Origin of the sequence: Mariniphaga sp., assembly GCF_041687215.1 — a bacterium.
Taxonomy (GTDB): Bacteria; Bacteroidota; Bacteroidia; order Bacteroidales; family Prolixibacteraceae; genus Mariniphaga.
The window spans coordinates 38,398-59,508 of sequence record NZ_JAWLCI010000021.1 but is presented as its reverse complement, the minus strand read 5'-3'; the positions used below and the strand labels follow the sequence as shown (position 1 = coordinate 59,508).

The window sequence follows — 21,111 nt, the reverse complement described above, 5'->3', positions numbered from 1 at the left end:
TTTTTAAAAGTATAAAAGTAAGGAAATGGCCTTACAAAATGTTGTCGTGATGAAATATTTCCCCGGGATAATGCCTGCTAACGATAATTTATTGGAAAACGACCAAAACGATTGGTTATTACCATGTTTACGGTTTAAACTACCATTTTCTAACCTTACCATTTCAATTCTTCCTATTTCATGTATTTTAATAATTCTGATGTTTTTGTATTTTTCAGGAATTTATAAAAGGCTTCATAATGAAATTATTCACGTATTTACTGGTGGCTGCAGCTTTGCTTGTTTTACCAACACAAATTTTTTCCCAAACTCTTGAGTTTGAAAATCCCATTGCGGAGCAACGCGCCGATCCGTGGGTGCACAAAACTGACGATGGCACGTATTACCTGATTGCCACAGTTCCGGAACATGACAGAATCGTAATTCGAAAAGCAACCAGCATCAACGGTTTAAAAAATGCCAGAGAAAAGGTGGTGTGGCGTAAACACGAAAAAGGGGAGATGGGGCATCACATCTGGGCTCCTGAACTGCACCGGATTGACAAAACCTGGTACATCTATTTTGCCGCAGGCGAAGCAGAAAATATCTGGAATATCCGAATGTGGGTTTTGTCCAACACTTCTGATGATCCGATGGCAGGCGATTGGAAAGAAGAAGGAAAAATTGAAACCCAACGAGAGTCATTTTCGCTGGACGCCACAACTTTTGAACACAGAGGCAAACGGTATTTAATCTGGGCGCAGAACGTCAGGGGAGGCGATCATGGAACGGCGCTGGTTATGTCAGAAATGAAAAATCCAACCACGTTAACGGGCCCGGAAGTGGTTTTAACCGAGCCTGAATTCAATTGGGAACGAATGAAATACAACGTGAACGAAGGAGCGGCAGTTTTAAAACGAAATGGGAAAATATTCGTTACTTACTCTGCCAGCGCCACCAACCACAATTACTGCATGGGGTTGTTGTGGATTGACGAAGATGCTGATTTGCTGGACGTTTCCAACTGGAACAAATCGCCGGGGCCGGTTTTTTATACCAACGAAGAATTAAAACGGTACGGACCGGGGCACAATTCTTTTACAACGGCAGAAGACGGCGAAACCGTGATTATGATTTACCACGCCCGCGATTACAAAGAAATTCAGGGACACGAACTTTCCGATCCCAACCGGGCAACACGTGCACGGGTCGTCCGCTGGACAGAAAGTGGCTTTCCCGATTTTATGCAAAAAATGGGAGATTAGCCGGGAAAGTATCAAATCAGAATTACCACGTCCGGTTTTTCATGTATTCATCCAGTTCTTCGCGCGACATGGGAATTTCACCCGGATTTTCGTCGAGCCATTTTAGGAATGCATTTTTGATTTCTTCTGTCCAGCGGGTGTCGATTTGTCCCGGAGTATAAACACCTTTTCGCAGCATTTCGTGTCCGAACTTGTCGCGCAGGGCAATAAATTCGCCGGTAATCACCACCTTTTCAACCAGGTGGGCCGGGATAAAAACCACACCTTCGCGTTTAGCCAGCACCACATCGCCAGGTGAAACGGTTGCCCTGCCAATGCGAATGGGGACATTGATTCCGGCCATCATCATCTCCGTGATAAATGAAGGATCGAATCCGCGGGTAAACGCATTGAACCCCTCAATTTTCGAAAGTCCCTCCAAATCGCGTGCGCCGCCATCGAACACTACTCCGGTTTTCGATTTGGAGTAGATGGAATTCCCGAGGTTGTCGCCAATGAGCGTACCGTCTATAACTTTTCCAAACCCGTCGGCCACATACACATCGCCTTCTTTCAGCATGTCAATGGGCCAGGAATTTGAAGCACCGATTCTTCCTTCTTTTTCGCCCACTTGTTTGATCTGGTTGTTAATGTCAGGTCGGTTGGGCATGTACTGTACGGTCAGCACCCTTCCTACAAAAGGTTTTTCGGGGTGAATCATTACCCAGCCGCCTTCAAATTGGTTGTGGTACCCTTCACTCCGGAGCACTCCCCAGGCTTCTTCGATGGAAAGGTTTAGTAACCGTTCGAGCAATTCTGCCGGCACAATCGGCCGTCCACCTGCATCGCGTTCCCCCTGCCATTCGGGTGTGTAAAACTTCATTTGTTCAATGGTGGGTTCAATCTGTGACTGAACGAAACTGGTTATTCCAACCAGAATTACAATTACAAGAATAATTTTTTTCATATTTATTTGATTTAAAATTTATTTGTTCGTTGTTACATACCCCTCTGTCCGCCAGCTGGCGGACATCTCCCCTCAAGCGGGGAGAACGTTCTGATGTGATTTTTTGGAAATTAAAATATCTGCACATTATTCCTTAGAACGTTTTTCCTTATTTAGGGAAAATGGCGTTAGCCAAAAGGGTCAGATTTGTCATATTCTGTAAATTTTTCAAATATCATTCTAACTTGTTTCTTACCCCTCTGTCCGCCAGCTGGCGGACATCTCCCCTCAAGCGGGGAGAACGTTTTGATGTGATTTTCTGCAAAACAAAAAAATCAGACTCTGTTTTTTAGAACGTTTTTCCCTGTTTAGGGAAAATGGCGAAGCCAAAAGGGTAAACTACTGCGCCTTAAATTGATTTTTACTCTTTTCGAGAACTTTATCAATATCCATTAATTCGTCATTTTTTATTCTTAAAACTTTTATTCCCAGTTGATTTAATATTTCATCTTTTCGATTATCTTCTTCTTTTCTATAATGGTGAATTTTTCCATCCAGTTCTACTGCTAAATTTTCTTTGTAACAGTAAAAATCAGGCACATAAAAGAAATGTTCATTACCAATTGATTCATAAATAATGGCATGTTGCCTCAGGAATTTACGACCTTCCAACTGTCTTTTTCGCAGGAAACGCCAAAGCCTTTCTTCCTCCAATGTCGGATTGTTTCTGAGCTTACGCGTGATTTCTTTTATCTGTTCGTATTTCATTTTACTTGTTTTTTACCCCTCTGTCCGCCAGCTGGCGGACATCTCCCCTCAAGCGGGGAGATCGTTCTGATGCAATTTTCTGCAAAACAAAAAAATCAGCACTCTGTTTTTTAGAACGGTTTTCCCTATTTAGGGAACCTGCCTGCCGGTAGGCAGGAATGGCGAGGCCAAAAGGGTAAAGCAAATTCATCTCAATTTTCTTTCTCTTCAGCTTCCTCACCAGTTGGTTTATTTCTCCACCATGTAGCCAGCGATGATCCCGTAATGTTCATCATCGGTCCGAAAATGGCCGGGGCAAGACCCACTGTGGCCACTTTACCCATTTGCAGCGCCAGGCCGGAGGCCAGTCCGCCGTTTTGCATACCCACTTCCAGCGCAATGGTGCGGCAGTCCTGTTCATTCATTCTTAAAACAAAACGGGCAACCGAATAGCCCAGTCCGTAGCCAAACATGTTGTGCAAAAAACAGGCAAGAATCAGCAACAGCCCCACCTCGAGCAGACTGTCACGACCGGCAGCAGTAATGATGGTGATGATAATTCCGATTCCCAGCATGGAAATAAATGCCAGTGCTTTGTTCAACCATTCCTCATCGCCACGGGCCAGGTATTTAAAAATAAAAGCTCCGGCAACCGGCAGCAGCATAAACCAGAATACATCGGTTCCGATTCCATGCATAAAATCAATTTCAGAAATACCTGCGGTTTGCCAGGAAATAAAGTTTTTTAACCCAATAATCAGAAAATAACTGGTTAATTGAATGATGATACCTCTTTTGGGAACTTTGGAAAGTGAAAAAATATTAAAAATGAGACCGGCAATGATGGGCAGGATGACCATATTGAAAATATCAAGCATCATTTTCCAGAAATTTACATCCACCATTTGTCCGGCCAGAGTTTTCATCAGGAACGGCGTGAGAAGCGGCGAAAGTATGGTGGCAAAGGCAGTCAGGGTTACCGAAAGCGCAAGGTTGGCGCGTGCAAGGAATGACATGACGTTGGAAGCCAGTCCGCTGGGGGAAGAACCAACCAGAATAATTCCTGCTGCAATTTCGGGAGGGAAGTTGAACATTGTAGCCACCGAAATACCCACAATGGGCATAATGGTAAACTGACAAATAATCCCGGCGATTACCCCTTTGGGCATTTTTACAACCCCGGCAAAATCTTTAAGGCTCATTTGCGAGCCCATACCAAACATGATAATTTGCAATAGCGGAACAATCAACAGTTTCAATTCAAAATCGCCTACTGCAAGAAAATACCGGGGATAATACATAGAAACGGTAACCGCAGTAAAAATCCAAAGCGAATAGGAAAAGCCTCTGAATGTTTCAAAACCACGCACGGCAAAGGCAAGGCTTATAAAGCCTAATGTAAGAAAAGGCCCCGTCCATTCGGTTTTTCCTGAAAAATAAAAAGCTGCAACCAAGAGGAAAAACAGGGCTGAGGAGCCAAGAAACAGGTAGTAGATTTTTTTATTATTCACGATAAAGTTTTTGTCATTTGTCATCAGTCATTAGTCACTGGGTGAAATGTGAAAAAATCAGCTCCAGGTGCGGTCCCACGATTTCCGTTCGTTCCACTCCTCGGTTGGTGCAAAATACTCTTCTCCTTTTTTCAGGTGTTCTTTCACCACATCTTCGTTTAAATCGATGCCCAGTCCTGGCACCTCTGGAACTGTGGCAAATCCTTTTTCAACCAGCGGTTTGTGTCCGGTAATGTATTCTTCCCAGTAAGGTGTGTCCACATCGTGGTGTTCCAGCGCCACAAAGTTTTGGGTGGCTGCGGCACAATGCACATTGGCCATAAACGACACCGGAGTTCCGGCAAAGTGCATGGCCATGGCAATTCCAGCTTCTTCGGCATAGTCGCCAATTTTTTTGGTTTCCAGAATTCCTCCGGCAGAAGCCAAATCCGGATGAACCATATCCACAGCCCGTTCGTCGCACAAGGTAATGAAAGCTTCTTTCCCAAAAATATCTTCACCTGTTAAAGTTGGTGTATTAATGGCCTGTGTTATTTCCTTCCATTTTTCGGTGTAAAACCACGGAACCATGTCTTCAAGCCAGGCGAGCTGGTATTTTTCCAGGGCATTTCCAAGACGGATGGCTGTATTTGTATCGAAATGGCCAAAGTGGTCGGCACAAAGCGGAATTTCGTAACCAACAATTTCTCTTACCTTATGAACATATTCCACCATTTTTTCAAGGCCGAGATCAGTTATCTGAATGCGGGTAAACGGATGTTTGGTGTTGCTCAGGTTGCCCGGCCTGCTTTGGTCCCATTCGCTTTGACCTTCCCAGAATTTTTCGCCAATTAATGCGCCTGGGATATCTTTAATTAAACCGATACCGAAATCCATTTTTAAAAAAGTATATCCCTGTTCCATGCGGTAACGCATCCGTTTGGCATAAACTTCGGGGTCTTTGGAAGAAGGCGTGTCGGCATAAATCCGGATTTTCTCACGGTACTTTCCGCCCAGCAACTGGTAAACCGGAACATCGTAAGCTTTTCCGGCCAAATCCCACAATGCCATTTCCACCCCGGAAACGCCGCCGCCCTGGCGACCGTGCCCTCCAAACTGTTTTATAATCTTAAAAATCTGCTCCACGTTGCACGGATTCAGTCCCAGAATGCGGCTTTTCAGAAACAGCGCATAACGTGGGTCAGCAATATCGCGCACTTCGCCTAAACCATATATATCCTGGTTGGTGTAAATTTTCAGAATAGGCCCGTCGGTTGTGTTGGCCACACGCAGGTCGGTAATTTTTAAATCAGTAGGGCTCGAACTTCGCTGCACATTTTGGGTTACATAATCTACACTGGCAGCCACATCGTTCGATTTGGCCAGAAATGCAATGCCAAGGCCACCAAGGGCTGTTTTTCCTAAAAAGTTTCTTCTGCTGAAATTTGAACCAGATAAAAGGTTCTGAGTTTTCTCTTTTTTAGTTGAAGTCATATTCTACCGGTTTTAGTGATGAATCTCAAAAATAAAAAAATATCTAAGACCTAATAAGAATCATTAAATTAGAATTGAAAAATAATACTTTTGTGCCTTTAAAATCTTAAAAAAAATGAACAAAATGAAGAAATCTTTTATTTTAATCTTTGCTCTTGGCATGTTATTTTTTTCATGTCAGAACCAAAAGAAAGAATCACAAACAGATATGGAAAATCCTTTTTTCACTGAGTGGACCACTCCCTACGGAGTTCCCCCGTTTGATGAAATTGAAATTGAACACTTTCTGCCTGCATTAAAGGAAGGTATTGCACAGAGGGAAACTGAAGTTGAAGCCATTGTTGCCAACACAGCAGAACCTACATTTGAAAATACTATTCTGGCACTCGATAAATCGGGTGAATTGCTCGGTAAAGTTACCGGAACATTTTACCCGCTGAGTTCGGCAAATACCAATGACGAGATGCAGGCGCTTGCCCGTGAAATTTCGCCGCTGATGACCCAACACCGCGACAATATTTCGTTGAATCCGGAACTGTTTGAAAGAATAAAAAGTGTTTATGAAAGGCGGAACGAACTGGATCTCGATAAAGAACAAATGCGCGCAACTGAAAAATATTACGAAGATTTTGTACGCGGTGGCGCAAATCTGTCAGATGCAGATCAGACAAAACTTCGTGAATTGAATGAAGAATTGTCGAAACTGACCCTTCAGTTTGGCGAGAATTTGCTGGCTGAAACCAACCGCAATTTCAAGTTGGTTATTGACAATGAAGCAGATTTGGCAGGATTGCCGGAGGATGTGATTGCCCGTGCTGCCGATGATGCCAAAGCTTCTGGCGAAGAAGGCAAGTGGGTTTTTACCCTGGCAAAACCCAGTATGTTGCCGTTTTTACAATATGCCGAAAACCGCGATTTACGCGAAAAACTGTACCGCGGTTACTTTATGCGTGGAGATAACGGTAATGAACACGATAATAAGGAAATCATCAAAAATATTGTAAAACTGCGCGATGAGCGGGCTGAATTGCTGGGATTCAACAATCACGCTGAATATGTGATTGATGTGAACATGGCAAAAACACCCGAAGCGGTTTATGAATTCCTAATGCAACTTTGGACTCCGGCTATGGAAATGGCAAAAAAAGACCGTGACGAAATGCAGGCCATTATCAACAGCGAAGGAGGCAATTTTAAACTGGCCTCATGGGACTGGTGGTATTACGCTGAAAAACTGCGCAAACAAAAATTCGACCTCGATGAGGCAGAAATGAAGCCTTATTTCAGCCTCGACAATGCCAAAAAAGGTTTGTTCTATGTGGTGGAAAGACTGTACGGTTTAAAACTTGAACCACGCGACTGGCCCACTTATCACGAAGAGGCCGAAGTTTATGAAGTGCTGGAAGCCGATGGTTCGAAATTGGGTGTAATGTACATGGATTTTCACCCGCGCGACGGTAAAAGGGTAGGAGCATGGTCAACAGCTTTCAGAAGCGCTACTTACCGCAATGGCGAACGCATTCCACGGATTGGTTCCATTGTAATGAATTTTACCCGTCCTTCGGGCGACACACCGGCTTTGTTGAGTTTTGAGGAAGTTTCTACGTTTTTCCATGAGTTTGGCCACGCATTGCACGGATTGTTTGCCGATGGTCCGTACGATCGTACCGCTGGAAACGTGCCACGGGACTTTGTGGAATTGCCGTCGCAGGTGATGGAGCACTGGGCTGCCGAACCTGAAGTGCTGAAAGTTTATGCACGGCATTACCAAACCGGCGAACCCATTCCTGATGAACTGATTGAAAAACTGGAAATGAGCGGTACGTTCAACCAGGGATTTGAAACCGGTGAATTTGTTGCTGCTGCTCTGCTCGACATGGATTATCACACTACCGAAAATCCGGTTATTGATGATGTGCGTGCATTCGAAAAAGCTTCGATGGATAACATTGGATTAATTGATGAAATTCTGCCACGTTACCGGAGCACTTATTTTTCACACATTTTCAGCGGCGGTTATTCGGCCGGTTACTATGTGTATTATTGGGCCGGCGTGCTCGATACCGATGCTTTTTATGCATTTAAGGAAACCGGTGATATTTTCAACCCGGAAGTGGCTGCCAAATTCAGAACCTTACTTGAAAAATGTGGAGCTGATGATGGTATGACGGTTTATAAAAACTTCCGCGGAAAAGAACCTTCTATTGACCCTTACCTGGAGAAAAAAGGACTGAAGTAATTAATCAGGAAATATTTAAAAATGCAGTTGGCAATCGTTTGGAATTGCCAACTGCCCAGTGACCAATGACCTGTGACCAATGGCCAGCACCCAGTTCCAAGCCCCAAGCCCCAAGCCCCGACAACCTCTTCATTCACCCAGTCACTCATTCACCCATTCATTCATTCATTCATTCATTCATTCATTCACTCACTCACTCACTCACTCACTCATTCACCCAGTGACCAATGACCAGTGACTATTGACCAGCATCAAGCCCAAGCCTCAAGAAACCTGACAACCTCCTCAACAATTTCACAATTTCCCATTTCCCCATTCACCCATTCACTCATTCACCCAGTGACCAATGACCAGTGACCAATGACCAGCAACTTTTGAACCCGAAACCCGGAACCCGAAACCTGCAACTTTACCCTGTGAAATAAATCTACGATTTAATGCTTCGCATTATTTCACAGGGTGAACTTTGAACTTCTTCCGTTTCTCCAGTTCCGATACTTGTGTCTTCTTTATGGCCCATAACGAATTTTTAAAAATTAATTTAAGTGCCCATAAAAAAAGTGGCACCGTAATTTACGATGTAAAAGGAATTTTGAATAAGGGTCTTACGGATAGGAGACTTTAATATTAAAAGAATAACAAACCAACCTGGTCTCAAACCAAAAAGCCAGCCAACCTCAAAAACATAGAAACAAAGGCTTTCGTTGTCAGCAAAAAACAGTTAACTTTGCCGGCAAAAACTCTGCAATATTCTTACAAAACAAACGATAGAACAAGTTATTACATCGCAGCGTGAACGTTTAAGTAAAGCGGGCAGCACTCTTCCACGCCCGGTCCATGGTTTTGCAAACCTTACATCGCATGCATTTATTGTAACCGGCGTCAGGCGTTGTGGAAAAAGCACTTTGCTCCAGCAAATAAACAACACTCTCGAGCAAGAATCAATATATATTAACTTTGAAGACCCCAGGCTGGCCGGTTTCGAATTAACCGATTTTAATCGCTTACAGGAAATTGCAGAAAAGAACTCAATTTCTGCCTTTTTTTTCGACGAAATTCAAACCATCGATAAATGGGAAAGTTTTATCCGCTTCAGGCTCGACGAAGGATACCGGATTTTTATTTCCGGGTCCAACGCAACCATGCTAAGTAAAGAACTGGGCACCAAATTAACCGGCAGACATATATCCAAAGAGCTGTTTCCCTTTTCTTACCGTGAATTTCTGCAATTCACCAAACAACCCGAAAGTGAAACATCATCCGAATCCTATATCACAGGTGGCGGATTGCCTGAATATCTGAAAACAAATCAGCCCGAAGTCCTTATGCAATTATTCAACGATATCATTATAAGAGACATTACGCTGAGGTACAACATTAAAAATATTACCACCTTGCAGCAACTGGCTGTATGGCTGGTATCCAACCCCGGAAAATTATTCACAGGAAACAGCCTTCGTAAATTATTTCAGATTGGTTCCTCATCAAGTATTATGGAGTATCTAAACTTTTTTAACGATGCTTATTTGTTTTTTTACGTACCCCGGTTCAGTTTTTCAGGGAAAGTGCAATTGGTAAACCCAAAAAAAATCTATTGCATCGACAACGGATTCATTCAGCATAATTCCGTTTCTTTTTCACCCGATAATGGCAGATTCCTCGAGAACATGGTGTTTCTGCATTTAAGACGAAAAACCAAAGAAATCTGTTATTTTGCAGAAAAAAATGAATGCGATTTTGTGACTTTTCAACAAAAAAAACCGGAGGGCATTTATCAGGTTTGCTGGCAACTCAACCACGACAACCTGAACCGGGAACTTAACGGTTTAAAAGAAGCAATGGACTATTTTGGTGCAACACAGGGAACGATTGTTACTTTTAATCAGAACGAAACATTTGAAATTGGCAATAAAACATGTAACGCAATCCCGTTTTATGAATGGGCCAAAACAATTTGACAGAGGACAGAGATGGAGATCAGAGGTCAGACTTCCCTGCCGGCAGGCATGCAGGCAACTTCCGTCTTCCAACTTCCGTCTTCCGACTTCTCCCGTAAGCTCCAAAGGTCCTTAGGAATCCTGCGGAACCTTCGGCACGACTTCCGTCAGTCAAAGTGTAAAACGAAATACACCTAAAGTGTAAAACAAAGAGGTCAAATAGTGTAAAATGAAAAGTAAAAAACCTGTTGACCAATGACAACCTGCCCATTGCCACTGAAAACTGTTCAGTGACACCCTGCTTTTGACAGTAAAACGCTTGTCCCTATGGGGAATCAAAAGATGTTGGGCAGCCTGTCCCATGGACATACTTTAGTCCACCGGGGTGAAATTCGCAGAATATTTCACCTGGATTTCACATTTTCCTTATCTCGTACAAATCCTGTTTTTGATTTTCGTAACTTTGAACTTTATAAATTGTATTTTCAAACAAAGAAATAAATTTTAAAATGGTAAATTGGAATTTACATATTGAATCAGATCCCGGTAAGTTATTCGGAAAACCCACAATAATCAACACAAGGATATCTGTAGATTTAATTCTGGAAAAACTGGCAGCAGGCGATACCGTTGATGATTTATTAGCGGCATATCCAAAACTGACGAATGACGATATAATTGCTTGTTTATTATTTGCCGCCGATTCAATCAAAAATGAAGTCATAATTCCAAAAGCTTCTTAAAATGAATTTGGTGGCTGACGAAAGTGTTGACTCCGGAATAACCCTGGGATTGAGAAAAAAGGGAATTAACGTATTTTCAATTGCCGAAGAATCAGGGGGAATAAAAGATACCGAAGTATTGGAATTGGCAGTCAAAAATGATGCTTTGCTCATTACGGAAGACAAAGATTTTGGAGAACTGGCTTTTCGGCTAAAATTTCAACACGCAGGAATTCTACTAATAAGGTTAAGTGATTTACCGCGTAATGAACGTTTATTACTCGCAGTTAAAACTATTTTCTCAAACTTAAATAAAATGAAAGGAAACTTTTCAGTGCTTACAAAAAACGGACTTCGAATTAAAAACTTGCGGGGAAAGGCAAAATAACTTCGTCAATTTAAGTTTTATTAATAGATACAAATCCTATTTCGAAATCAAATGAACCTTTATAGCACTCAGCCAACTCCCCTCCCTGGGAGGGGCTGGGGGAGGCTCCTCTCTTACCTTTTCATCAATTTTTCCTCCCAACCATTTAATCATTAGGCAATTTCCTTATCTTTGCCCGCTGAAAACCAAAACCATTAAACAGTATTTACTTAAATGGAAATATCCCAAATAAAAAAGTACATTTTCAAGAATGTTTATACAGGTTTAATTAAAACTGCATTTACATTGGTTTTGTCGGTGGTAGCAATTCCACTTATTATTAAAAATATTGGAATTGACAACTACGGGATAATTTCTATAGTTTTGGTCTTTTCAAGTTTCACCGGAATACTCGACCTGGGTCTATCCAAAGCATTAATTTCATTTCAGGGGAGTCAAAAAGAAAACAAAAAGGAAATTTCAGCCATTTACATTTTGAATCTCGGTTTGTTTGCCACCATGTTGTTGTTTGCACTGCTTGTATTCGTTTTTGAAATAAACCTGATGGGAGGAAAACTTGAAGTTGATTCTCCTACTTTGCGATTAATTAATACTATTGCAATACTATTATTATCTTTTGGAATATTCAATAATTTATTGCGTGCATCACTTGAAGCAGATTTTAAATTACAGTTGGTAAACTGGGGATTTTTAATTCAGTCGGTAATCATACATCTGGGCTGGTTAATTCTTGCCTTAATAAAAGCACCAATCCTATATTTTTTATTAATACCTGTTGCAGGTTCAGTTGTTACAATTATTTACCATTTATTATTTCTCCCACCCATATACACACAACTTATTAAGCCAGATAAAACAAGTTTTAAAAACGTTTTTGGCATTACATTTCAGTTTTTTAAGGTTGGGGCCTTAAACTCTGCACACTTGCCTTTAATTAAGTATGTAATTATTCTTTTTTTAGGAGAAGGAAGAGCCATAGGTATTTTTGAGCTTTCAACAAAATTGGCTGTTTTAGCCAATAATCTGCTGGCCTATATCTCAAATCCCTTTTTTAGTATTGTGGCAAAACACAAAGAAAAGAGTAAAGTATATTTGTGGGGAGTAATAAAAAAAGTTACAAAGTTTTTAATTGCAGTAACATTAACAGGTTATATAGTGTTTTTTATTTTTAATAAATTTCTTATTCAATACTTTTTTAAAGAATATACAACTGAAATTTTTCAGGTATTAAACTTTGTTTTAATCGGATACTTAATCATTGCGGCCAGTGAAAGCATTCAAAAATACATGCTGGGCATTGGAAAAGTAAACCTGGTTGCCCGGATTAAACTAACAGGAATCTTCATTAATGCTCTGGTAATAATTGTGGTATTTTTAACCGGTAATTGGAATTTGGTAAATATTGCTCTGGCTTATTCATTTAGCCTTGTTTCAATCGGATTATTTTGGTTATTTCGCAGCTTAAAAAGTGATAAACAATGATTTTAGGTCTCCTTTTTTTAGGATTACAAACTTTTCTGGCGTTTTTTAAGCCAAAATATTTTGTGTTTACCTACATTCTCTTTATATCTTCATATTTAGGATTTTTACCACGCGATATATTGCTGGGTGGTAACGAAATTGGTTTGTTTTACCATAGCATATTAATGTTAGCCACATTTATTCTTTACAATGGCCGGATAAAAAACCTGCCCAAACATTTTAAAATAATGCTATGGGGTACACTTTTGCTTTATATGTATGGTGTAGTATACCCTGTAATTAATGGTTCTTCTTCCTTAATGCAAAGCACTATTGCTTCCAAAGAATTTTCATCCATTTTTTTTATACATTTCCTTTTTGTAAACAGAAACGCCCTTTCAATAGAACTTATTCATAAGAATCTCTCGTTTTTTGGTTACTACTTTTTAATTATTTTAAGTTTATTCGTTTTTTTTAATTATATCCCACCACATTACATAAAAGGACCTGGCCAAATCCAATACAATTATCCGGCTATACTTTCTTTGTTTCTTTTTATTAAAGCGTTGCAAGCCAAATCATTAAAAAGTAAACTTTTCGTTTTTTTTTTAATATTGGTGTGGACAGTTGGAATGTATTTTGAAGGCCATACAGCCATTATGCTGACAACTTCAATAGGAACAACAATTGTATTATTCAGAATACCATTAATAAAGTTTACAAAAAACTTTAAACGGTTATTAGTTGGAGTATTGTTATTAACAATTATACTTTCACTACTTCCTATCGAGAAATACTTAATTGAATTGAAAGAAACCTCTTCGTTTAAAGCTAGAGCTGTTTACAATGTAGAACGACTTGAACTAATTTCAAAAAAGCCTTTGCAAGGATATGGGTTTTTACATAGTAGTGCAACAGAACTTGGTGACCATATTTATACAGAATCGTTATCGTTTGTTGATAGCGGATATATTGATTTATTAGGTAAATTCGGAATCGTGGGAATGATGTATTTTCTAATAATCCTTACCATCCCATTTTTTAAGAATGAAAATAATCTACTTACTATTAAAAGTTTGAAAATATTCTTTATTCAGTATTTTTTTGTCAACATTACATGGTCTGTTTTCTCATTTTCAATAGGATTAATTGCACTTGCATTGGGAATTTTCCTATTATCATTAAGCAGTAAATAAACATTTAATTATAAATAATGAAAAAAATTACAATCGCCGTTTTACATCACAGTATTAACATTGGCAATCATTTTTTTGAGTTGTCAATAATTCATGATTTACAAAAAGTATTTAAGGATGAAGCTGAAATTATTCCCGTGGAAGGAAGGCACTTTTATTCAGATTTGACTTTGGCAGCAAACAAAAAATATTATTTAAATTATGGTATCTATACAAAATGTGATTATTTTGTTTTAGCAGGTCCCATTTTTCAATATATTACTTTAAGAAAAAATTTTGAGCCTTTGTTTAAAGAAATGCAAAACAATGGAACTCAGTTTATTTATTTAAGTGCAGGCAGTTCACATTATACAAATGAAGAAATTGCTGATGTTAGAAAATTTTTAAACGAGTATCCACCATTTGCTATTTCAACAAGAGATCGATTCACATATGATGTCTATCATGATTTAGCAAAATTTTCGCACGACGGCATATGCTCCGCTTTCTTTAGTTCTTTTCATTATTCTGGTTATGATACTCCGAAGCTAGGTAAATATATGATACTTAACTTTGAAGAAGGGCAAGAACCAAACTTAAATGAACTAAATTTTAACAATTATTGTGAGTCTATTTTTAGTGCAAAAAATATAAACTGTTGTTCTAAAAGCTCAAAAGTGAATATTTTAAAAAGCATGCTGTTAAAATACCCTGACAACTATAATGGTATTAAATTAATTAGAACATTGCATAATTTTAATCCTTCAATTATGAAGCCATTTATTCATAGAAATAATCAATTTGTATCTGTGAATGCTTACGCATATTTAAATCTATTTAGTAGAGCAGAAATTGTACTAGCAAGAAGAGTACATGCATGTGTTCCAGCATTATCTTATGGAAAACCAGCCATGTTATTTAATCCAACTAAAAGAGTTAAACTTTTTGACAGAGTTGAGCTTTCAGACATTACTAAAAAACCAGTGATTTTACCAAACGATATTTTATTGAAAGAGTATAACGGCTTTGTTTCTTTCCTAAATGTTTTAAAACAAGCAATTCTCAACAAATGAAAAACAAAATATTATATATACTTTCCTCTTTTAACCTTTATGGAGGCACACCAAAAAAAACACTTGATTTAATGAAATACTTTGGGAGTAATTCTGTGCTATATGTATATGAAAAAGGTTATAACGAATTTAGATCAAAATTTGAAGACACAGGTGGAAGAGTATATGATGGATTTTACGGCAAAAATTTGTTTCGACATTTAAGTATTTTGTTGAAAATTATTGACAAAAAAGAAATAGACATTGTTCAGACTCAGTTTTTTTGGGGAGAAGTTCTTGGTTTTTTTATAAAACTATTTAGACCTAAAGTAAAAGTTATCGTAGCTTTTGTTGGGCCATTTAAGCCAAGTAAAATAAAAAGTATCATAGCAAATTATTTATATAAAAAAATTGATTCTTTTGTTTACATCACAAAATTTGTACAGAATGAAAAACAAACTCAATTTCCTATTTTAAAAAGGAAAGATGGTCACATAATATTCAACGGGAGTTCTGAAAGAATCGATAATGAAACTGAATGTGCGCAACTTAAAAATCATTCTGTTTTTGACATTGCTGGTCTTGTTGACTGGAAAAATATTCAGGTATTAATAAAAGCTATCAACGAAATAATTAATAATTATAAAAGAGAATGCTACTTTTTATATATTGCAGGAGAAGGACCATATAGAACTACATTGGAAAAGTTAATAGAAAAATATAACCTTCAAAAACATGTTTTCCTGCTTGGTTATCAGAATAATATAGGCAGGCTTCTAAATACATGTGACGTTTTTGCACATCCAGCATATGCAGAAGGTTTTGGTATTGTAATCCCCGAAGCTATGTTAGCACAAAAGCCAATAATAGTTGCCAATGCCGGTGCTTTGCCTGAGTTAATTGAACATGAAAAAACAGGATTAATTGTTGACCCTCAAGATGAAAAACAATGGGCAGAAGCAATAATAAAATTAGCTGAAAATAAAGAATTTGCAGATAATTTAGCATCCAATGCCAGGATAAAGGCGGAAAAAGATTTCTCTGCTGAAGAATTTGCTCAGAATTATGAAAAGTTGTACAATTCTTTATTATACAATTCGAAATGAATAAAAAAAAACTAGCTGTTTTCCATCCGGCACTGGCACCTTACCGCATCGATTTTTTCAATGCACTTGTGACCTATTTCAATACTAAATTGTATTTCACATACATAAACGTACAGGACCAGAAATTTGATCAGGGGTATCTGCGAAAACAAAGTAATTTTGATCCTTTATACCTTGAACGAGGGTTTAGTATTGCAGGTAGAACATTTCGATTTGGTATTATCTCTTTGCTGCAAAAAGAAAATCCAAACATTGTAATTTGTAGCGAATTTGGACAAATTACATTGGTTTCATTTTTATACTACCTACTATCGGGTAGAAAATTTAAGCTTTACACAATTTGTGACGATAGTATTACAAACGCATTGGAACGAAAAGGTCTAAGAGCTTTATTCCGAAATATTATTTCAAAAAACATCGATGGTGTTATTTATGCAAGCAGTGAAGTTGGGAAATGGAACGTACAACATGTTTCAAAAAGAATAAACCCACTCGAATTACCTATTATTCATAAAGATGAAACATTCAGGAACAAACTAAAAGACAGCCTTCCGATTGCAGCAAAATACATAAAAGATTATGCTTTAACAGAAAAAAAAATTGTCCTATTTGTGGGTCGGTTGGTGAAAGTAAAAAACATATCGTTTTTATTAAATGCTTTTTCAAAAATCGATGCAAAGGAAACCGTTTTGGTGATTGTTGGTAGTGGCCCATTAGAAGAACAATTAAAACAAAATGCGAAAAGTAAAAACATAGAAGCTAAAGTTCTATTCACTGGTCGGCTAGAAAGGAATGAGCTGCATGCCTGGTTTGCATTAGCTCATCTTTTTGTTCTACCAAGTACGTATGAACCTTTTGGTGCCGTAATTAACGAAGCATTACTTGCTGGTTGCAAAATTTTGTGTTCAAATAAGGCAGGTGCAGTCACTTTGGTCAATCAACAAAATGGAGATTCGTTTGATCCGTATAATGAAAAAGAATTAACTGAAAAGCTGAATAAAGCTCTCAAGCCAATCGGTGTGCTGCAAAATACTGAACTTATTATTCGAAAAAACAACATGCCATTTACTTTTAACGAAAAAATCGAAAAATTAATATACAACTTGTGAATACCAAAATCCTTTTTATATTACACACCCCTCCTCCCGTACACGGATCTGCAATTGTAGGTAAGGCAATTAAAGACAGCCTCTCAATCAATGAGGCTTTTGATTGCAGCTACATTAATTTGGGAACTTCGCGGACGGTTGATGAAATTGGTAAAAATCCTTTCGCAAAAATTGGTCGTTACTTGCGTATTGTTTTTCAGGTTTTAAAGCAACTGATTATCAACAAACCCAACTTTTGTTATTTGGCTATTACAGCCAAAGGGCTGGCATTTTACAAAGACAGCTTTATTGCTTTAATAGTAAAATTATTTGGCATTCGCGTGGTGTACCACTTTCACAACAAAGGAGTAAGTACCCGACAACATAAAGCAATCGATAATTTTCTATACCGAAGGGTTTTTAAAAATGCACACACCATCTTGCTTTCCAAATACTTATACCCCGATGTAGAAAAGTATTTTACACATGAACAAGTGCATTATTGTTCCAATGGAATATCTGATTTAGATGCTAGACAAAAGACTATAGACAAAAGACAAAATGAAAAGATTGAAATCTTATTCCTATCGAATTTAATTGAGTCGAAAGGTGTATTTGTATTGCTTGAAGCCTGTAAAATTTTAAAGCAAAAAGGGCTCGCGTTTCATTGCATCTATGTTGGCGGCGAAGGGGATTTAACAACACTTCAGTTTCAGACAAAAGTAAAAAAACTTGGCCTTGGGGAGCATGTAGTTTATGTAGGTAAAAAATTCGGAAATGAAAAAGCAGAAATCTTTTCAAAAGCAGATATTTTTGTTCATCCAACGTTTGAAGATTGTTTCCCTTTAGTTTTATTGGAAGCCATGCAACACAGATTGCCAACTATTTCAACCTTCGAGGGTGGAATTAGAGGTATTGTTGAAGATGGCAAAACCGGTTTTTTAGTACCACAGAAAAATGCGGAAGCACTTGCCGAAAAGCTGGAGATATTAATCCAAAACCCCTCATTACGCCAACAAATGGGCGTGGCAGGCAGGAAAAAATATGAAGAGGAATTCACTCTAAACAAGTTTGAAGAACGATTGGAGGGGATATTAAAAGAAATAACAAATGAACACAGAAAAAGGAAAAAGATTTAAAATACAAAACATAGCCATTTCGGTCACCAACATACCCCATGCTTTAACGGTAATTGAGCAAGCAGTTACCAATAACAAGCCCGGCTATATTTGCGTGACCAATGCACGTACGGTGCATTTGGCCAACCACAACGGGGAATATTGCCGCATACAAAACAACTCCTTGCTTACCGTACCCGATGGTGCACCTTTAGTTTGGATAGCCCGCAACAAAGGATTTAAAGATGTGGGTAAAGTTTCGGGCAAAGATTTGATGGATGCCTTGTTTGCTGTTTCGGCAGAAAAGGGTTTTTCGCATTATTTTTATGGAAGCACTTCTTACACCATTACTCAACTTACAAGCAATTTGCAAAAACTATACCCCGGCATTCAAATAAAAGGTGCTGTTTCACCCCCATTTCAAGCCCTGGATGAATTTGATATTGACGAGCTGGTAAAAGAACTCAACCAACTGCAACCAACCTTTTTCTGGTGTGGTCTGGGTGCACCCAAACAGGAACGGTTAAACGCCTTGCTGCAACCCAAACTCAATTCAACCATTTGTGTGGGGGTTGGCCTGGCATTCGAATACATTGCCGGCACCGTAAAACGCGCTCCCAAATGGATGCAGAAAACGGGGCTGGAATGGTTATTTCGTTTACTACAGCAACCCAAAAATATTAGCCGGGCAATTGTGCCACTTTCATGGATTTTTATTCAATTAATTAAAAGTATCTTATCTAAAAAAAAATGGCTGAAAAATCATTAACTTTTCGTCTGCTCCGCAAAGTTGGTCTCAATTTTTCGGAAGAAGAATATGGCCAGATTTCATTATTTGCTGCTGCAAGCATTGCCATCAAAGGCATTATAAAAGCAATACTGCTAAAATACTGCATGTATTCTGTAATACTTTCGCCACTGAACTATCGCAAAATACGGCCGATGCTTTGGCGCTGGATTGGGGCAAAAGTGGGTAAAAATGCATTTATTGGTTACGAAGTTTGGATGGATTTTAACAATGCGCACCTGATTGAAATTGGCGAAGGTACCCACATAACGAACCGTTGTTTGCTTTTATGCCATCAAAGAGATTTATCAAACTATTATATAGGTGATAATTCAACAAAACTACCATATAAAAAAGGAAAAATTATAATTGGGAAAAATGTAATGATTGGTATGGGAACTATTATTATGCCTGGTGTATCAATTGGTGAAGGTTCAATAATTGGGGCAGGATCAATAGTTTCAAAAGATATTCCGGCATGGAAAATTGCAACCGGTCGTCCTGCCCGGGTTATTAAAGAAATCCCTCAAAAACCAATAGCATGAACATCCTCACTTTCGACATCGAAGAATGGTTCCATATTCTCGATAATGAATCCACCAAAACCATTAACGAGTGGAAAAAATACGAAGTACGCATCCACCAAAATAGGAAACGCATTTTTAATATATTGGAACGTACCAACACCAAAGCCACCTTCTTTTGCCTGGGCTGGATTGCCGAAACCTACCTTATACATAAAATGGTTGAAAAGGACAGTAAAAGTAAACGTATTGTAACATGAGCCCCGGGAAAATAAATATTCCAAATCCACAAGGCGATTCAATGGGTGAATCACTTCGTTCGTTGCTCGATGTGTTGGAACAATGGGCTAAATTTACAGCTAAAAAAGAATTGCTTATCGATTTAAAGAAAGTACTGTTTGTGCATCCTTTTTTTATCCTTCCTTTATGTGCATTATGTGCCAACGAAAAGGAAAAGGGTAAAAAACTATATTTTCAACTATCGAATAAAATCGAGCCTTACCTGAACACTATTCACTTCCCATCAGGGTTTGATGTCAATATAACAGAGAACTGGGAAAATAAGCTGTTAAAATTTTCATCTAAAACCTATTTGCCGGTATGCAAAATACCAGCATCTGCAAAACATACCGGCATTCGCGAACAACTGCTTACTACATTCGAAAATATATTGATACAACAAGCCAACCTTAAGGGCCAGATAATTACGGCTGTAAAGTATCTGATTAGCGAAGCCATGGACAATATAGTTGAACACGCGGAAGCTAAAAATGGCTGGATTATGGTACAATCCTTTCCGCAAAAGGGGTACATCGATATATGTATAGCTGATGCCGGGTCAGGTATTCTGGGCTCATATAAAAAAACCGGAAATACTGAAATTACAAGCCACACCAAAGCGCTTCAATTTGCCATAAACGGCAAAAGTACCAAACAAATAACAGAAACACGTGGTTACGGGATTGATACCTCAAGACGAATGCTGGTAGAGGGATTAAAGGGTAAATATGTGCTCTTTTCGGGAAATGCCTTGTACATTTATACCAGTGAGCTGGAACAAATAGCACCTTTAAAAACATCCGGATGGCAAGGAACATTGCTTGCCTTACAGGTTCCGGCAAAAACAAATGCAGACTTTAACTATACAACTTTTCTGGAGTAACTTTGTTTGTTAAAGAGAATATTTAAACTACTTTTGCAAATAGAATGGAAATCATTTTCAACATAGCAGATTATTTGCCTTCAACAATAACCACACGTGTGGCAATGGAAGAAATAAGGAAAAATCTGAATATTTCTGACTGTAAAATAGTTGCTTTCAATTTTGCAGGAATCGACTTCATTTCGAGGGCTTTTGCGGATGAATTGCTGCATTTTATTGAAAAAAACAACATCAGGGCTAAATATACAAACACCAACGCTGTTGTGAAACAAATACTTGATGCTGTAAATAAAAACCGCAAACAACGAAACAACGGTTTTCATAACATTGCCGTCACACATTTTCAGGAAAGAGAGCAATTGAACCAGCTTTTATCACTCATTTAGTTGTTTTAACAAATGTTGTCTGCCTTTGCTTTTTTTGAAGCCTGCTCCAGAATTCAATCCAGAACA

Annotated in this window: 20 protein-coding genes; 16 read left to right on the top strand and 4 right to left on the bottom strand. The window is 38.5% G+C overall.

Annotation, left to right across the window (positions count from 1 at the left end; translation table 11 throughout):
- The first annotated feature begins 239 nt into the window (after positions 1-239).
- Positions 240-1,244, top strand: coding sequence for a family 43 glycosylhydrolase (locus ACESMA_RS09555; RefSeq protein WP_372948575.1), 1,005 nt, complete (start codon positions 240-242; stop codon positions 1,242-1,244).
- A gap of 22 nt (positions 1,245-1,266) precedes the next feature.
- Here the strand turns inward: ACESMA_RS09555 and ACESMA_RS09550 are convergent, their stop codons facing one another.
- From ACESMA_RS09550 to ACESMA_RS09535, 4 genes are all read right to left on the bottom strand, one after another.
- Positions 1,267-2,190, bottom strand: coding sequence for an RraA family protein (locus ACESMA_RS09550; protein WP_372948574.1), 924 nt, complete (start codon positions 2,188-2,190; stop codon positions 1,267-1,269).
- Between the two features lie 378 nt (positions 2,191-2,568).
- The gene (locus tag ACESMA_RS09545; RefSeq protein WP_372948573.1) at positions 2,569-2,937 is read right to left on the bottom strand and encodes an endonuclease domain-containing protein; all 369 of its coding nucleotides are present in this window, start codon (positions 2,935-2,937) and stop codon (positions 2,569-2,571) included.
- Positions 2,938-3,128: 191 nt separating this feature from the next.
- Positions 3,129-4,427 carry a bile acid:sodium symporter family protein gene (locus tag ACESMA_RS09540; protein ID WP_372948572.1) on the bottom strand — a complete coding sequence of 433 codons (1,299 nt, stop codon included), beginning with the start codon at positions 4,425-4,427 and terminating at the stop codon, positions 3,129-3,131.
- A 57-nt stretch (positions 4,428-4,484) separates the two neighbouring features.
- Positions 4,485-5,900, bottom strand: coding sequence for a mandelate racemase/muconate lactonizing enzyme family protein (locus ACESMA_RS09535; RefSeq protein WP_372948571.1), 1,416 nt, complete (start codon positions 5,898-5,900; stop codon positions 4,485-4,487).
- Between the two features lie 124 nt (positions 5,901-6,024).
- Here ACESMA_RS09535 and ACESMA_RS09530 point away from each other — a divergent pair, with 124 nt between their 5' ends.
- From ACESMA_RS09530 to ACESMA_RS09460, 15 genes are all read left to right on the top strand, one after another.
- Complete coding sequence (locus tag ACESMA_RS09530) at positions 6,025-8,139, top strand: M3 family metallopeptidase (protein ID WP_372948570.1); 2,115 nt, start codon at positions 6,025-6,027, stop codon at positions 8,137-8,139.
- A gap of 749 nt (positions 8,140-8,888) precedes the next feature.
- On the top strand, positions 8,889-10,097 hold the full coding sequence (locus ACESMA_RS09525) for an ATP-binding protein (RefSeq protein WP_372948585.1): 1,209 nt from the start codon (positions 8,889-8,891) through the stop codon (positions 10,095-10,097).
- 488 nt (positions 10,098-10,585) lie between these two features.
- Positions 10,586-10,819 (top strand): DUF433 domain-containing protein, encoded by a 234-nt coding sequence (locus ACESMA_RS09520; RefSeq protein ID WP_372948569.1) that lies wholly within the window; start codon positions 10,586-10,588, stop codon positions 10,817-10,819.
- A 1-nt stretch (position 10,820) separates the two neighbouring features.
- Positions 10,821-11,186, top strand: coding sequence for a DUF5615 family PIN-like protein (locus ACESMA_RS09515; RefSeq protein ID WP_372948568.1), 366 nt, complete (start codon positions 10,821-10,823; stop codon positions 11,184-11,186).
- Between the two features lie 543 nt (positions 11,187-11,729).
- Positions 11,730-12,668, top strand: a complete 939-nt coding sequence (locus ACESMA_RS09510) for a hypothetical protein (protein WP_372948567.1) — start codon at positions 11,730-11,732, stop codon at positions 12,666-12,668.
- Positions 12,665-13,843: a hypothetical protein gene (locus ACESMA_RS09505; protein ID WP_372948566.1), complete on the top strand. Its 1,179-nt coding sequence runs from the start codon at positions 12,665-12,667 to the stop codon at positions 13,841-13,843. Before ACESMA_RS09510 ends, ACESMA_RS09505 begins: the two co-directional genes overlap by 4 nt.
- A 17-nt stretch (positions 13,844-13,860) precedes the next feature.
- The gene (locus ACESMA_RS09500; RefSeq protein WP_372948565.1) at positions 13,861-14,895 is read left to right on the top strand and encodes a polysaccharide pyruvyl transferase family protein; all 1,035 of its coding nucleotides are present in this window, start codon (positions 13,861-13,863) and stop codon (positions 14,893-14,895) included.
- Positions 14,892-15,980 (top strand): glycosyltransferase family 4 protein, encoded by a 1,089-nt coding sequence (locus ACESMA_RS09495; protein WP_372948564.1) that lies wholly within the window; start codon positions 14,892-14,894, stop codon positions 15,978-15,980. The genes ACESMA_RS09500 and ACESMA_RS09495 overlap by 4 nt, the downstream gene beginning before the upstream one ends.
- Positions 15,977-17,089 (top strand): glycosyltransferase, encoded by a 1,113-nt coding sequence (locus ACESMA_RS09490; protein WP_372948563.1) that lies wholly within the window; start codon positions 15,977-15,979, stop codon positions 17,087-17,089. Before ACESMA_RS09495 ends, ACESMA_RS09490 begins: the two co-directional genes overlap by 4 nt.
- Positions 17,086-18,207 (top strand): glycosyltransferase family 4 protein, encoded by a 1,122-nt coding sequence (locus ACESMA_RS09485; protein WP_372948562.1) that lies wholly within the window; start codon positions 17,086-17,088, stop codon positions 18,205-18,207. The genes ACESMA_RS09490 and ACESMA_RS09485 overlap by 4 nt, the downstream gene beginning before the upstream one ends.
- Complete coding sequence (locus ACESMA_RS09480) at positions 18,179-18,955, top strand: WecB/TagA/CpsF family glycosyltransferase (RefSeq protein WP_372948561.1); 777 nt, start codon at positions 18,179-18,181, stop codon at positions 18,953-18,955. The genes ACESMA_RS09485 and ACESMA_RS09480 overlap by 29 nt, the downstream gene beginning before the upstream one ends.
- Positions 18,937-19,518, top strand: coding sequence for an acyltransferase (locus tag ACESMA_RS09475; protein WP_372948560.1), 582 nt, complete (start codon positions 18,937-18,939; stop codon positions 19,516-19,518). The genes ACESMA_RS09480 and ACESMA_RS09475 overlap by 19 nt, the downstream gene beginning before the upstream one ends.
- Positions 19,515-19,757 (top strand): hypothetical protein, encoded by a 243-nt coding sequence (locus tag ACESMA_RS09470; protein ID WP_372948559.1) that lies wholly within the window; start codon positions 19,515-19,517, stop codon positions 19,755-19,757. The genes ACESMA_RS09475 and ACESMA_RS09470 overlap by 4 nt, the downstream gene beginning before the upstream one ends.
- The gene (locus tag ACESMA_RS09465) at positions 19,754-20,659 is read left to right on the top strand and encodes an ATP-binding protein (protein ID WP_372948558.1); all 906 of its coding nucleotides are present in this window, start codon (positions 19,754-19,756) and stop codon (positions 20,657-20,659) included. Before ACESMA_RS09470 ends, ACESMA_RS09465 begins: the two co-directional genes overlap by 4 nt.
- 44 nt (positions 20,660-20,703) lie before the next feature.
- Positions 20,704-21,045, top strand: a complete 342-nt coding sequence (locus ACESMA_RS09460) for a hypothetical protein (RefSeq protein WP_372948557.1) — start codon at positions 20,704-20,706, stop codon at positions 21,043-21,045.
- Positions 21,046-21,111 lie beyond the last annotated feature (66 nt).

Coding starts and splice junctions, on each gene's coding strand:
- ACESMA_RS09530 (WP_372948570.1), top strand. CDS start 6,025: ATGAAGAAATCTTTTATTTTAATCTTTGCTCTTGGCATGTTATTTTTT.
- ACESMA_RS09520 (WP_372948569.1), top strand. CDS start 10,586: ATGGTAAATTGGAATTTACATATTGAATCAGATCCCGGTAAGTTATTC.
- ACESMA_RS09465 (WP_372948558.1), top strand. CDS start 19,754: ATGAGCCCCGGGAAAATAAATATTCCAAATCCACAAGGCGATTCAATG.
- ACESMA_RS09460 (WP_372948557.1), top strand. CDS start 20,704: ATGGAAATCATTTTCAACATAGCAGATTATTTGCCTTCAACAATAACC.
- ACESMA_RS09495 (WP_372948564.1), top strand. CDS start 14,892: ATGAAAAACAAAATATTATATATACTTTCCTCTTTTAACCTTTATGGA.
- ACESMA_RS09550 (WP_372948574.1), bottom strand. CDS start 2,190: ATGAAAAAAATTATTCTTGTAATTGTAATTCTGGTTGGAATAACCAGT.
- ACESMA_RS09470 (WP_372948559.1), top strand. CDS start 19,515: ATGAACATCCTCACTTTCGACATCGAAGAATGGTTCCATATTCTCGAT.
- ACESMA_RS09480 (WP_372948561.1), top strand. CDS start 18,179: ATGAACACAGAAAAAGGAAAAAGATTTAAAATACAAAACATAGCCATT.
- ACESMA_RS09510 (WP_372948567.1), top strand. CDS start 11,730: ATGGGAGGAAAACTTGAAGTTGATTCTCCTACTTTGCGATTAATTAAT.
- ACESMA_RS09555 (WP_372948575.1), top strand. CDS start 240: ATGAAATTATTCACGTATTTACTGGTGGCTGCAGCTTTGCTTGTTTTA.
- ACESMA_RS09500 (WP_372948565.1), top strand. CDS start 13,861: ATGAAAAAAATTACAATCGCCGTTTTACATCACAGTATTAACATTGGC.
- ACESMA_RS09535 (WP_372948571.1), bottom strand. CDS start 5,900: ATGACTTCAACTAAAAAAGAGAAAACTCAGAACCTTTTATCTGGTTCA.
- ACESMA_RS09505 (WP_372948566.1), top strand. CDS start 12,665: ATGATTTTAGGTCTCCTTTTTTTAGGATTACAAACTTTTCTGGCGTTT.
- ACESMA_RS09490 (WP_372948563.1), top strand. CDS start 15,977: ATGAATAAAAAAAAACTAGCTGTTTTCCATCCGGCACTGGCACCTTAC.
- ACESMA_RS09475 (WP_372948560.1), top strand. CDS start 18,937: ATGGCTGAAAAATCATTAACTTTTCGTCTGCTCCGCAAAGTTGGTCTC.
- ACESMA_RS09545 (WP_372948573.1), bottom strand. CDS start 2,937: ATGAAATACGAACAGATAAAAGAAATCACGCGTAAGCTCAGAAACAAT.
- ACESMA_RS09515 (WP_372948568.1), top strand. CDS start 10,821: ATGAATTTGGTGGCTGACGAAAGTGTTGACTCCGGAATAACCCTGGGA.